This is a genomic window from Bradyrhizobium sp. LA2.1, from assembly GCF_040547725.1.
GTDB lineage: Bacteria > Pseudomonadota > Alphaproteobacteria > Rhizobiales > Xanthobacteraceae > Bradyrhizobium > Bradyrhizobium barranii.
Window position 1 is genome coordinate 108267 of the sequence record NZ_JBEPQI010000024.1, and the last position, 12622, is coordinate 120888.

The 12622-nt window shown below is 64.0% G+C and carries 12 protein-coding genes; 5 read left to right on the forward strand and 7 right to left on the reverse strand.

What is annotated here, in order from left to right; genetic code table 11:
• The first annotated feature begins 26 nt into the window (after window positions 1-26).
• Window positions 27-1073 carry a 2,5-dihydroxypyridine 5,6-dioxygenase NicX family protein gene (locus tag ABIB95_RS35505; protein ID WP_354246517.1) on the forward strand — a complete coding sequence of 349 codons (1047 nt, stop codon included), beginning with the start codon at window positions 27-29 and terminating at the stop codon, window positions 1071-1073.
• On the opposite strand, the gene ABIB95_RS35510 is transcribed toward ABIB95_RS35505, so the two are convergent.
• From ABIB95_RS35510 to ABIB95_RS35530, 5 genes are read right to left on the reverse strand one after another with little or no spacing between them, the layout of a single operon-like run.
• Complete coding sequence (locus ABIB95_RS35510; protein ID WP_354246519.1) at window positions 1070-2062, reverse strand: 3-hydroxybutyryl-CoA dehydrogenase; 993 nt, start codon at window positions 2060-2062, stop codon at window positions 1070-1072. The genes ABIB95_RS35505 and ABIB95_RS35510 overlap by 4 nt on opposite strands.
• Window positions 2063-2065: 3 nt before the next feature.
• Window positions 2066-3154: an NAD/NADP-dependent octopine/nopaline dehydrogenase family protein gene (locus tag ABIB95_RS35515; RefSeq protein WP_354246521.1), complete on the reverse strand. Its 1089-nt coding sequence runs from the start codon at window positions 3152-3154 to the stop codon at window positions 2066-2068.
• Complete coding sequence (locus tag ABIB95_RS35520; RefSeq protein WP_354246524.1) at window positions 3151-4677, reverse strand: class I adenylate-forming enzyme family protein; 1527 nt, start codon at window positions 4675-4677, stop codon at window positions 3151-3153. Before ABIB95_RS35520 ends, ABIB95_RS35515 begins: the two co-directional genes overlap by 4 nt.
• Before the next feature lie 2 nt (window positions 4678-4679).
• Window positions 4680-5969, reverse strand: a complete 1290-nt coding sequence (locus ABIB95_RS35525) for an acyl-CoA dehydrogenase family protein (RefSeq protein ID WP_354246527.1) — start codon at window positions 5967-5969, stop codon at window positions 4680-4682.
• 12 nt (window positions 5970-5981) lie between these two features.
• The gene (locus tag ABIB95_RS35530; RefSeq protein ID WP_354246530.1) at window positions 5982-6779 is read right to left on the reverse strand and encodes an alpha/beta fold hydrolase; all 798 of its coding nucleotides are present in this window, start codon (window positions 6777-6779) and stop codon (window positions 5982-5984) included.
• Between the two features lie 210 nt (window positions 6780-6989).
• Between ABIB95_RS35530 and ABIB95_RS35535 the strand changes: the two genes are divergently transcribed.
• The 3 genes from ABIB95_RS35535 to ABIB95_RS35545 all read left to right on the forward strand — a co-directional run bounded on the left by ABIB95_RS35535 (window position 6990) and on the right by ABIB95_RS35545 (window position 10107).
• Entirely contained in the window at window positions 6990-7751 is a 762-nt protein-coding gene (locus ABIB95_RS35535) for an SDR family NAD(P)-dependent oxidoreductase (protein ID WP_014493755.1), read from the forward strand.
• 31 nt (window positions 7752-7782) lie between these two features.
• Window positions 7783-8619: an enoyl-CoA hydratase family protein gene (locus ABIB95_RS35540; RefSeq protein ID WP_354246533.1), complete on the forward strand. Its 837-nt coding sequence runs from the start codon at window positions 7783-7785 to the stop codon at window positions 8617-8619.
• 237 nt (window positions 8620-8856) lie between these two features.
• On the forward strand, window positions 8857-10107 hold the full coding sequence (locus tag ABIB95_RS35545; RefSeq protein WP_028156622.1) for a flavin-dependent oxidoreductase: 1251 nt from the start codon (window positions 8857-8859) through the stop codon (window positions 10105-10107).
• A gap of 9 nt (window positions 10108-10116) precedes the next feature.
• Here ABIB95_RS35545 and ABIB95_RS35550 read toward each other — a convergent pair whose 3' ends face one another.
• Together ABIB95_RS35550 and ABIB95_RS35555 are read right to left on the reverse strand one after the other, a co-directional pair.
• Window positions 10117-10572, reverse strand: coding sequence for a cupin domain-containing protein (locus ABIB95_RS35550; protein WP_028149662.1), 456 nt, complete (start codon window positions 10570-10572; stop codon window positions 10117-10119).
• A gap of 27 nt (window positions 10573-10599) precedes the next feature.
• Window positions 10600-11775: an ABC transporter substrate-binding protein gene (locus ABIB95_RS35555; protein ID WP_354246536.1), complete on the reverse strand. Its 1176-nt coding sequence runs from the start codon at window positions 11773-11775 to the stop codon at window positions 10600-10602.
• Window positions 11776-12034: 259 nt separating this feature from the next.
• Here ABIB95_RS35555 and ABIB95_RS35560 point away from each other — a divergent pair, with 259 nt between their 5' ends.
• Entirely contained in the window at window positions 12035-12544 is a 510-nt protein-coding gene (locus ABIB95_RS35560) for a MarR family winged helix-turn-helix transcriptional regulator (RefSeq protein WP_231142628.1), read from the forward strand.
• Window positions 12545-12622: the final 78 nt, after the last annotated feature.

Below are 12622 nucleotides of genomic sequence, written 5' to 3' on the forward strand. Positions count from 1 at the left end.
AGAAACCAGAAGACCGGGAGTGAACCATGCTGGCGGATCGCATCGAGGCAAAATGGATCGACGCGTTTTGCGAGATCTTTGAGCGCTGCGCCGTCAGGGCCGGCGATACCGCGGCGATCCTCTCGGAAACTCAATCGCGCGCGCTGAACGTTCATTTGGCGGAGCTCGCCCTGCTGCGGATGGGCGCGCGGCCGTTTCATGTGGTGATGCCGACGCCGCGTAACCGGAATATCGTGCCGGTTCGCTCGACCGGGGCAAGCGAGGCAATCCAGCGGCTTGGTCCGGTCATCACCGCACTCCAGCAGGCCGGCTTTGTGGTGGATTGCACCATCGAGGGCTTGATGCACGCGGTGGAGACGCCGGAGATCCTCAAGGCCGGTGCACGGATATTGGTGATCTCCAACGAACACCCGGAAGCGCTGGAGCGGATGGTGCCGGATCCCGCGCTCGAGAAGCGCGTTCGCGCGGCGGCGAAGTTGTTGCGTGGGACGAAGCGGATGCGCGTGACATCGAAAGCCGGCACGGCGCTCGACGTTGACATGGTCGGTGCGTCCACGGTCGGCGTGTGGGGCTGGACCGACAAGCCGGGCACGCTGGCGCACTGGCCGGGTGGCATTGTGGTTAGCTTTCCCAAGAGCGGAACGATCAACGGGACGTTGGTGATGGCCCCCGGTGACATCAATCTGACCTTCAAGCGCTACCTGGCGTCCCCGGTGAAAATGACGCTGAAGAACGATTATGTTGTCGAGCTGGAGGGCGAGGGCACGGATGCGGCGATGATGCGCGCCTATCTCGCAGCGTGGGGTGATCGCGAGGCCTATGCGGTCTCGCATGTCGGTTTCGGCATGAACCCGGGGGCCCGCTACGAAGCCCTCTCGATGTATGACCAGCGCGACACCAACGGCACTGAAATTCGTGCCGTCTCCGGCAATTTCCTGTTCTCGACCGGCGCGAACGAATTTGCCGGCCGCTACACGGCGGGCCACTTTGATTTGCCGATGATGGGAACGACGATCGAACTCGATGGCGTCGCGGTCGTTCGCGAAGGCGTGCTGCAGGACGTCTTCGGCTAGCTGCGGTCGAGGACCGGCGGGCGCGCGAGGCCGAAATGCCGGAGCAGGTCGACCATGGCCTGAAGCCGCTTCACACGATAGGCATCGACGTCCATGCCTGAATAATCGAGGAAGCCGGCACCCGTTCGCAAGCCGATGCGGCCTTCATGCATATTGCGGGAAATGACGTCCGGGGCGCGATAGCGGTCGCTGCCGAGCGCGCCTTCGAGGTACCGGCTGGCGTAGTACAAGATGTCGCCGCCGCCCCAGTCGATGAACTCGAGCAGTCCGAGCACGGCATAGCGGAAGCCAAAGCCGTAACGGATCGCTTTGTCGATCTCCTCGGCGCTGGCGACGCCTTCCTCGACCATGCGTGCGGCCTCGTTCATCGCCAGCGCCTGGATGCGCGGGACGATGAAGCCAGGCGTCCCCGCGCACACCACGGGGACCTTTCCGATGGCTTCGAGCAGCGCCTTGACCTCATCGATGATGGCGGGGTCAGTGGCTTTGCCGGGCGAAACCTCGACCAGCGGGATTAGATAGGCCGGATTGAGCCAGTGCACATTGAGGAAGCGCCGAGGGTTCACGATCGCCCCAGCGAGATCGTCGACGAGGATGGTCGACGTGGTCGAAGCGATGATCGTATCCGGGCCGACTTGCTTTGAGGCCGCCCCCAGCACCTCGCGCTTGAGCTCGACGACCTCGGGAACGCCCTCGAAGACCATCCCGGCTTCGGCCAGCGCTGCGCTGCTTCGGCTGGCCGGCACCACCGAAACCCGTGCGATGAGCGGAGCAACGTCCGCCTCCGTCAGCAGACCGAGCTTCGACAGGCTGGCAATGGTCTTGCTGACCTCGCCCAGCGAGTCCGCCTCCAGCCTGGCGAAGTCCTCCGCGGAACGGGCCTTGATGTCGATCATCGTGACCGCATGACCCGCATAGGCGAACGCGACGGCGATGCCGCGTCCCATGCGGCCGGCTCCCAGACAGGCGATATTGGCGCGACCGGTCATCGGTTAAAACCCCGTACGGAGAATCGTCTGTAGTTCGGCCTTGCCGAGATTGCCTAGTCCGAGCGTCTCGAGCGTTCGGCCGCCTTGCGCAAAATCCTCACCGCACACAGCGCCGCCGATGGAGAGGAATGCTCTGGCCAGCGGCGTGGATACACCCGCGATGCCGGCGACGGAGACCAGCAGCGACAGCCCAAGCCGCAGATCCTCACGCATATAGCGGTGCTCGGTCAGCACGATCCTCTCACGCCAGTCGCCGGAATCGGTCAGCCGGTCGTGCGAGCCACGGCCATACATCCAGATCTCGCCTTCTTTGGCGTAGTGGTGGGTCAGCGGAAAATGCGGTGCGCCATAGCCAAGCGCTTCGCGCACAGCGATCCGTTCTGCGTCGAGCGCGTCGGTCACGCGGCGGATCGCGGCTTGCGTTCCTTCCTTGTGGATGTCCCATCGTTCGAAATGCTCGATCGGGCCGGCGTTCATTACGATCAGCGGCGGGTGAATGATGGACCCAGCATTCATCAGCGCGCCGGAGAGCGCATCGCCGCAGGGCTCGATCGCATCAGGGAAAGCGCGTCCGATCACTTCGATTGCATGCGCGGCCCGATCGAGCGGAAACACGCCGACCGGCAGCCGCTTGGCACGGATGGTAATCGCGACCTCGAACGGCCCGTGCTTGCGGGTCAGCCAAGGCAGCGTGCCGGTCTCGGCAAAGCTCGCCTTGGCGTGGTTTCCGGCATCCCGCGCGGCTTGGGCGAAGATCATCGAGCCGAATGTGGCGGGCGGCAGGAACACGACCTGGCCGTCCCGCAAATGCGGAGCGAGCAAACGAGCAATGTCCGGCTGCGCGAAGGCAGGGGCGGGGCACAGAATCAGCTCGGTGCCATCAATTGCTTCGGCGATGTCGGTCGTCACCAGCGCGAGCTTCACATCGTGCCGGCCATTATGATCCTTCACCAGGATGCGCGAGCCGGCCGCGCGATGCGCCGTCACCTGATCGGTGTCGCGGCGCCAGAGCCGGACCTCATGCCCCGACAGCGCAAAATCGCCCGCGGCCGCGAAAGAGCCGTTTCCCCCACCCAGAACTGCAATCTTCAAGATGCTTCTCCTTGCGCGCGCGACTGCGCATCAAGCTGCTTCAGCAGGAAATGCTGGACCTTGCCCAGTGCCGTGCGCGGCAGGTCGTCGACGAAGACGATGTCGCGCGGAACCTTGTAACGGGCGAGCTGCGTCTGAAGATGCGCTCTCAATTCCTCCGCTTCGAGCCGGCAGCCGGACCGCCCGATGACATAGGCGATCGGCACCTCGTCCCAGCGCGGGTCCGGCCGGCCGATCACGGCGCATTCGCTGACATCGGGATGTTCGAGCAGGACGCGCTCGACCTCGGCCGGATAGACGTTCTCGCCGCCGGAAATGATCACATTCTTCTTGCGGTCCCGGACCCAGAAATAGCCGTCGGCATCGCACAGGCCGATATCGCCGGTGCGATACCAACCGTCGTGCAGCGCATCGCGCGTGGCATCCGCATTGCCCCAATATTCGAAGAACACGTTGGGCCCGCGTACGGCGATTTCGCCCGGCGTACCCGCAGGGACCTCATTGCCGGCCTGATCGATCACCTTCGCTTCGCAGCACAGGCCGGCAAGTCCAGTCGATCCCGCGCGCGAAAGATCGCCGCCAAGCCGGGTGTAGACTGCGATGGGGCAAGTTTCCGTCGATCCATAGACCTGAAGCACCGGAACATCGCGCGCCACGAAGCGGTCGATCAGGTGCGGTGGCACGATGGTCGAGCCGGTCGAGACGGCTTTGAGCGACGAGAGATCGGTCGTTGTCCAGGCGGGATGCTCGCTCACGGCCTGGAGGATTGCAGGCACCATCACCGTCAGGGTCGGTCTTTCCCGTTCAATGGCCGCGAGCGCAGTATCCGGCGTGAAGCGGGCGTGGATCGTGACGGTCGCGCCAAGCTGCAGCGCCGGCGTGGTCTGGATGTTGAGGCCGCCGACATGGAAGAACGGCAGCACCGTCAGCACGTGATCATCCGACGTCATGTTGTGCATGTGCTGGCTCATGACGCCGTTCCAGAACAAGGCTTCTTGCCGCAGAACAGCGCCCTTCGGCCGTCCCGTCGTTCCAGACGTGTAGACGACGAGCAGCGGGCAGGAGAGATCAGTGTGCGGATTGCGGCCGGTGCCTTCGCTGCGAGCCAGCAGGTCTTCGAATGTCACGCCCCGCGGCGGCGCGAAATCGAGGCCGATGACGGCCGTCCCCGGCGCAAGCTCCGGGAGAACTCCCGCAAATGCCTGCTCGAGTACCAGGACCTTTGCGCCCGCATCGGTGAGAATGAAGCGCTGCTCGGCAACCGCCAGCCGCCAGTTCAGCGGCACCAGCATCGCACCAAGTCGCGCGCATGCGTAGAGCAGAACCAGATAGTCCGGCCGGTTCAGGCTCAGGATTGCGACGCGGTCGCCTCGGCCGACGCCGAGCTCCTGCTTCAACGCCGTGGCGGTCCGCTCGATGCGCGCGGCGAGTGCGGCGTAGCTCAGCCGCTCACCCTCGAAGGCGATCGCCGTCTTGTCTGGCGCGAACGCCGCGTTGCGATCGATCAGACTACAGAGGTCCACGGTCAGTCGTCCGTTTCACCGGCCTCGTACAGCGCCTCGCGCCCGATCCGGTCGAGGCAGAGCTCGGCGGTCCAGGGCAGCATGAGCGAGCCGCAGCGGCTGTCGCGATAGATGCGCTCCAGCGGCAGTGAACGGAGCATGGCCTGACCGCCGCAGGTGCGGATCGCGAGCGCGGCGAGCTCATTGGCGCCCTCCATCACCGAATATTGCGCGGCATAGGCGCGCAATTCCTGCTCCTTGCTTGGATTGGCGCGGGCCTCGGTGACGGCCTGGAACCAGATCGCCTTGATTTGCTCGAGCTTGATCTGCATCTGCGCGACCGCGATCTGCTTGGTGGGGTACATCCGGCGCTTGACCGGCGGCATGCCCGGTACCTCGCCGCGAAGATAGCGCACGGTGAAATCATAGGCGGCTTGCGCCAGGCCCATATAGGTCGGCGACAGCGTCAGGAACATGTGAGGCCAGCGCATCGCCGCCTGGAAATAGACGCCGCGCGGCATCAGCGCGGAATCCTCAGGGACGAACACGTCCTTGAACAGCAGCGTGCGAGAGACTGTACCGCGCATGCCGAGCGGATCCCAGTCGCCGACTACCGAGACACCGTCCGATTTCGCGGAGATCGCGAGGTAAAGGGTGTTGCGGCGCGAGGCTTTTTCGCCCTCCTCCATCTCGGTGCAGAGCACGCCGTAGTAGTCGGCATGACCGGACAGCGATGCAAAGATCTTCTTGCCGTTGACGATCCAACCGCCCTTTACGGGCTTTGCTTCCGTGCCGAACGCGACACCGCCGGCCGCGGCCGCTCCGCCCTCGGAAAAGGGCTGCGAGTAGATCGCGCCATCCTCGACGATACGCTTGTAATGAACCGCGCGCCGCCGCTCGTGCTCGGCGCGGGTCTCCGCGTCCATGTCGAGATCGTCGGCGAGCGGACCTGACCACAGGGTCGAGCAGACGTGCATGTTCCAGGTGAGGGCGGTCGCGCCGCAATAGCGGCCGATTTCCGCTGCTGCCAGTGCGTAAGTTTGATAGTTCGCGCCGAGCCCGCCATGCTTCTTGGGCACCGCGATGCCGAGCAGGCCGACGCGATGCAGGTCGCGATAATTCTCTGTCGGGAAGATCGCCTCGCGATCGTAAGTCGCCGCGCGACCAGCGAACACGCTCTGGCCGATCTCGCGGGCGCGCGCGATGACGCCGGCCTGCTCGTCGTTCAGGCGGAATGCGACGGGATCGAAGATCGGAGCATCCAGCGCGACCTTGTCGGTTGCGCCGATGTTCTTTCTGACTTGCATGGTCATTGCGCAGCCACCCTACGTTTTGGTTGCGACGGAATTCAGGAACCGGCCGAGAGCTTCGTCGAACGCGTCAGGGCGTTCAAGGTTGGCGAGATGGCCGACCCCAGCCAACTCGACATATTCGGCAGAGGGAATGAATGTTGCCGTCTTTGCCATCATGGTAGCAGGCGCGTTGTTGTCCTTGGAGCCGGACAACAACAGCGTCGGGACGGAAATGTCCTTGAGCGTGCTGCGCTGATCGAAGCCCATCAAAGCCAGCATCATGGCGCGATAGCTCGCCTCGGGCACGCTTGCCATGCACTCGCGCGCAAGCTCCATTCCCTTCGGATCAGGATCGTCGCCGACAAGCTCCTTCACCAGGGAAGGAGCCAGCGACTTCATGGTCTCGCCGCGATCGAGCGGCCCAAGCCGCGCCGCGATGAACGATTTTTGCCAATCGCCATCGGCCTTGCCGAAGGCCGGGCTGGTCTGCGCGAGGACGACCGCGCGGGCCAGCTTCGGAGATTGCGCCAGCCATTTCTGGACGATCATGCCACCGATCGAATGGCCGACCAGAATTGGCGTGGTCGCACCAAGCTGCTCAATGAATTGCTGGAGCGCATCGGCAAGGGCCGCGATGCTGACGCTGGCGAGCGGCGCCGATCCGCCGTAGCCCGGCATGTCCCATGCAATGGCGCGGAACTGGGTGCTGAATCTCGCGAGCTGCTGCCGCCAGGCCCGTGCCGCGCCGCCAATGCCATGCAGGAAGATCAGGGGTGTCGCGTCCGGATCGCCCGCGGCTTCATAGGCGAAGCGGCCGTCTTTTGTTATCATTGGCGCAGGCTGCGACACGCGACATCCTTTTGCTCGGCCGGGCGATGCTAACAGGCCTGTGGGGGATGGGAAGCGATAATTTTATACTTAAAGCAATTTTCGGGCCGGTCTCTCGCGCGAAGGCGTTCGCGGCACTGCTGCACCTTCGTTGCAAAAACTTGAAGGTTAAAATATATCGAGGAACGATCAGCAGAGCCAAGGAGCCAGCGCATGTCCGGATTGCCGCACTCGCCGCACGCGCTCGTGACCGGTGGCGGTCGCGGCATTGGCCGCGCCATCGCAGCCTCTCTTGTCGGGGCAGGCGCAACCGTGACGGTGCTCGGCCGGAACGCCGCTGTTCTAGAAGAGGCGGTCAGCGCAGGTGCCGCGCATTTTGCTGCGATCGCCGACGTCTCGAACGAATTATCACTGAAGGCCGCTATCGCTGAAGCGAGCGCGCGAAAGCCGATCGACATCCTGATCGCCAACGCGGGAAGTGCAGAATCCGCGCCGTTCGCGAAATCGGACGCTGCCCTGTTTGCGCGCATGATGGACGTCAATTTCATGGGCGTTGTCCATGCCATCCAGGGCGTTCTGCCGGGCATGAAGGATCGTCCCTATGGCCGCATCGTCGCGATTGCCTCGACGGCGGGGCTCAAGGGCTACGCCTATGTCAGCGCGTATACGGCGGCGAAGCACGCCGTCGTCGGTCTCGTGCGCTCTCTTGCCCTCGAGACGGCCGGAAGCAATGTGACTGTGAATGCGGTGTGTCCGGGCTTCACCGACACCGATCTGGTCGCCGGCAGCATTGAAAACATCATGAAGAAGACCGGCAGGAGCCGCGAGCAGGCGATCGCCGAGCTCGCGAAGCACAATCCGCAGGGACGGCTGATCACGCCTCAAGAGGTGGCTGACGCAGTGCTTTGGTTGTGCGGCGAAGGCGCTGGTGCGATCACCGGGCAGGCGATTGCAGTCGCAGGCGGCGAAATCTAGTAGCGCGGAACAAACATAGTTAGGAGATCGCATGAGCAGACCAGCCAATCCTGTGACCGTGCCGCTCGCAGATTATTCGCCGCAGCACTTCCTGCTGGCGGTGGTCGACGGCGTTGCCACGGTGACGCTCAACCGTCCCGAGCGGAAGAATCCACTGACCTTCGAAAGCTATCGGGAACTGACGGATTTCTTCCGCGCCTGCGCTTTCGATGATGCAGTCAAGGCCATCATCGTCACCGGCGCCGGCGGTAACTTCTCGTCCGGCGGCGATGTGTTCGAGATCATCGGCCCGCTCGTGAAGATGGACACCAAGGGGCTGACCGCCTTCACGCGGATGACCGGCGACCTCGTCAAAGCGATGCGGGCCTGCCCTCAACCCATTGTGGCAGCGGTCGAGGGCATCTGCGCCGGCGCCGGCGCGATCATCGCGATGGCATCGGATATGCGGCTTGCGGCGAGCGGCGCGAAGGTCGCGTTCCTCTTCAACAAAGTCGGCCTTGGCGGCTGCGACATGGGCGCCTGCGCGATCCTGCCGCGGATCATCGGACAGTCGCGCGCCTCCGAGCTGCTCTACACCGGCCGGTTCATGACCGCGGACGAGGGCGAGCGCTGGGGTTTTTTTAGCCGCATCGTCACGCCCGAGCAGGTGCTGCCGCAGGCGCAGTTGCTGGCCAAGCAGGTCGCGGAAGGCCCGACCTTCGGCAACACCATGACCAAGCGGATGCTGGCGATGGAGTGGGCGATGTCGATTGAAGAGGCGATCGAAGCGGAAGCCGTTGCCCAGGCGCTGTGCATGACCACGGCGGATTTCGAGCGCGCCTTTGAAGCGTTCGCCAACAAGGTCAAGCCGGTCTTCAGGGGCGACTGAGCCCCGGACCTGCTGCGGGAAGCCAGCAACGGGGCTCCGCCGCAATACCTGCCCGGAAAGATCAGATTTTCCGCAACAGCGTGCGCGATCGGCAGCATCTCGGGGAGCTGAGAATTAAGGCTAAGCCCAAGACCCGGGCCGAGCCCAAGGCGGAGGCGACAAAGCCGCTTGCGGCGGAGTGACCGCCCGTGCGACTTTAGCCCCATTGCCTCGCGTATTTCGAGTGGAGTTAGGGCGATGAAGGCGATTATCGTCGGTGGCGGTATCGGTGGTCTCACCACGGCATTGATGCTGCGCTCGCGCGGCATCGGGTGCGAGATTTTCGAGCAGGCCGACACGATCCGCGAGCTCGGCGTCGGCATCAACACGCTGCCGCATGCGATGCGGGAGCTTGCCGGCCTCGGTCTCCTCCAGCAGCTCGACGACGTCGCGATCCGCACCGACCAGCTCTATTACCTCAATCGCCACGGCCAGGAGGTCTGGCGCGAAGCCCGCGGCATCGACGCCGGCCATGACGTTCCGCAATTCTCGATTCACCGCGGCCGCCTTCAGGGCGTCATCCATCGCGCCGTCGAGGAGCGGCTCGGGCCCGAGGCAATTCACACCGGCTGCCGCCTCGGCGCCTTCACGCAGGACGAGGGCGGCGTCACCGCTTATTTCTTCGACCGCTCGGGCGCGCACATCCATACTGCGCGCGGCGATATCCTGATCGGCGCTGACGGCATCCATTCACGCGTTCGCGACACGCTGTTCCCGAACGAGGGACCGCCGTGCTGGAACGGCCTGATGCTATGGCGCGGTGCGCGCGATTGGCCGCTGTTCCTCACCGGCAAGTCGATGATCGTGGCCGGCGGCCTCAACGCCAAGGTGGTGATCTATCCGATCGCAGAGGGATCGAGTCCGGCGAGCCGTCTCACCAACTGGGCGGTGCTGGTGAAGGTCGGCGAGGGCAATGCCCCGCCGCCGCGGAAGGAAGACTGGTCGCGGCCCGGCCGGCGCGAGGAGTTGATGCCGCATGTCGCGCGCTTCTCGGTGCCCTATATCGACGTCAAGAGCCTGATCTCGGCAACGCCCGAGTTCTACGAATATCCGACCTGCGACCGCGATCCCTTGCCTTACTGGTCGTCCGGGCGCGTTACGCTGCTCGGCGATGCCGCGCATCCCATGTATCCGGTCGGCTCCAACGGCGCATCTCAGGCGATCCTCGACGCGCGCTGCCTTGCCGATGCGCTGGTGCGCGCCGAGCATCCGCGCCAGGCTTTGCTTGAATATGAGAAGAAGCGTCTGCCGATGACCGCTGACATCGTCCGCTCCAACCGGCGCGGCGGCCCCGAGGGCGTCATCGACGCCGTCGAGCAGCTTGCACCCGATGGCTTCGACAACGTCGACAATGTGCTGAGCTATTCCCAGCGCGAGGCGATCGTGCGCGGCTATGCCACCAAGGCCGGCTTCGCCGCCGTGCCGGGACTTGCGGCGGTGCGCGCTTAAGGCTCGCTGCTAGCCGCCGGGCGGCGGCGGCAGGAAGTGGATGTTGAACTCTGCGGCCATCGCCACCACGTCCTCCGGCTTCTGTTCCTTCATGTTGTGAAGGCCCCAGAACAGGTCGAACAGCTTGCGGGTCGGCGACACCCAGAACAGCACCTTTGCGGTCTGCTCCGACTTGTTGAAGATGCCGTGCGGCACGCCCATGCCGAGGCGGATCAGATCGCCCGCGGTCGCCTGCGACTCCGAATTGCCGAGCACGAAGTCGAGCTTGCCCTCGAGCATGTAGAGATACTCATCCTGGTCGGGATGGATGTGCGGCGGCACGAATGTGCCCGGCGGCAATGTCGCGTGCCAGGAGAAGCTGTGCTCGGTATTGCTCTTCGGCACATAGGTCTGGCCGAGGATGTTCCAGGAAATGCCCTGGATCCCTTCATTGGCCCGTGTGATGCCGGTGATTTCGCTTTTCATTGCAGTCCTCCCGTAATGCGGTGCGGCTTAGTTTGCCGCCTTGCAGTCTTTGGCATAGCGGTCGCCATAGTTCTCGAAGACCTTCTGAACGATCTCGGTCTGGAACTTGCCGTCCGCACGCTTGGCGACCTTGGTCAGATAGAAATCCTGGATCGGATAGCCGTTGGTGTTGAACTTGAAGGCGCCGCGCAGAGAGGTGAAGTCGGCCTTCTTCAGCGCAGCCCCAACCGCATCCTTGTTCGAGAGATCGCCTTTCACGGCCTTGACCGCGCTGTCGATCAGCATCGCGGCGTCATAGGCCTGGAAAGCGTAGGTGCCGGGCACGACGTTGTAGGCGGCTTCATAGGCGGCGACGAACTTCTTGTTCTGGGGATTGTCGAGATTGGGCGCCCAGTTCGCGCCACCAAACATGCCGACGGCCGCATCCTGCTGCGCCGGCAAGGTCGATTCATCCACCGTGAAAGCCGAGAGCACCGGAATGCTGTCGGCAAGGCCGGCCTGCCGGTATTGCTTCACGAGATTGACACCGAGGCCGCCCGGCATGAACGTGAACAGCGCATCGGGCTTCTGCGACGAGATCTTGGAAAGTTCCGGCTGGAAGTCCAGCGTGTTCAGCGGCATGTAGGATTCTTCGACGATCTCGCCCTTGTAGTCGAGCTTGAAGCCCGCCACTGAATCCTTGCCGGCCTGATAGTTCGGCACCATCAGATACATGCGCTTGTAGCCGCGATCCTGCGCGACCTTGCCGAGGATCTCGTGGACCTGGTCGTTTTGATACGACGTCACATAGAAGAACGGGTTGCAGTCCTTACCGGCGAAAGTCGATGGGCCGGCGTTGGGGCTGATCAGGAACGTCTTGGACTCCGTAATGGGGCGGTGGATCGCCTGGAGGATGTTGGAGAAGATCGGGCCCACCACGAAGTCGACCTTGTCGCGCTCCAGAAGGCCCTTGACCTTCGTGACCGCTGCGTCGGGCTTCAACTCGTCATCGGCGACGATCACCTCGACATCTCGGCCGCCCATCTTGCCGCCGAGATCCTTCACGGCGAGCGCAAAGCCGTCGCGGACTTGCTGGCCAAGCGCGGCGGCGGGGCCCGACAGGGTCACGACCACGCCCAGCTTGATCTTCTCCTGGGCGAGGGAAGGGCTCACCGCGGTGCCGAGCAGCAGGGCGGCAGCGGCCAAGGTCATTTGCGTCTTCATGATGTGTCCCCCGTGACGATCGGGCCTGCGCAGCAAGCCGCGTACTCCAATCCAAGCTTATGCCGATGATGGCGGCCGCGGCAAGCAAGCTCAAGGCGTGGCCATCCTGCGGGCGGTGGCGCATGCAAGCGGCGCGCCAATTATTTGAAGCCTAAAGAAATTCGGTGCGGTCGATTGTTGCAGCTTTAGGCTTGCGGCCGGGGCCGATTTATTTGAAGCTCAAAACGTTGGGGAATCCGTGCTGGCGCCAGGGCCGGCCATGAGTGACTGCATCGAGATGCTCGATTCCGAGACCAAGGCCGTCGAGACGCCGGAGGACCACGCCGAAGAGCTTCGGCTGTGGCTGCGTCTGCTCACCTGCACCACCCTGATCGAAGGCGAAGTCCGTGGCCGCCTGCGACAGCGCTTCGACGTCACGCTGCCTCGGTTTGACCTGATGGCGCAGCTCGACAAGGCGCCCGATGGCATGACGCTGTCCGACGTCTCCAAGCGCATGATGGTGTCCAACGGCAACGTCACCGGCCTCGTCGAACGGCTGGTGGAATCGGGCCATCTCGACCGGCGCACCTCGGAGACGGACCGCCGCGTCCAGGTGATCCGCCTCACAAAGCTGGGTCGCGCCGAGTTTCGCAGGATGGCTGCGGAGCACGAGACCTGGATCGCCGATCTCTTCGCCGACCTGACCCCGAAGGACGTCCGCGAATTGATGCGGCTCCTGGCCAAGACAAAGGCGTCGGCGCAGAAATCGGCCGCTCGCCGCCGGCCGTAGTCCGCCAGCGGGGCACCCCGCCAGTCCCACCACCTTGCCGCAGGAAAATGCATGGGATGCCCAAAATCCGCTATTGCG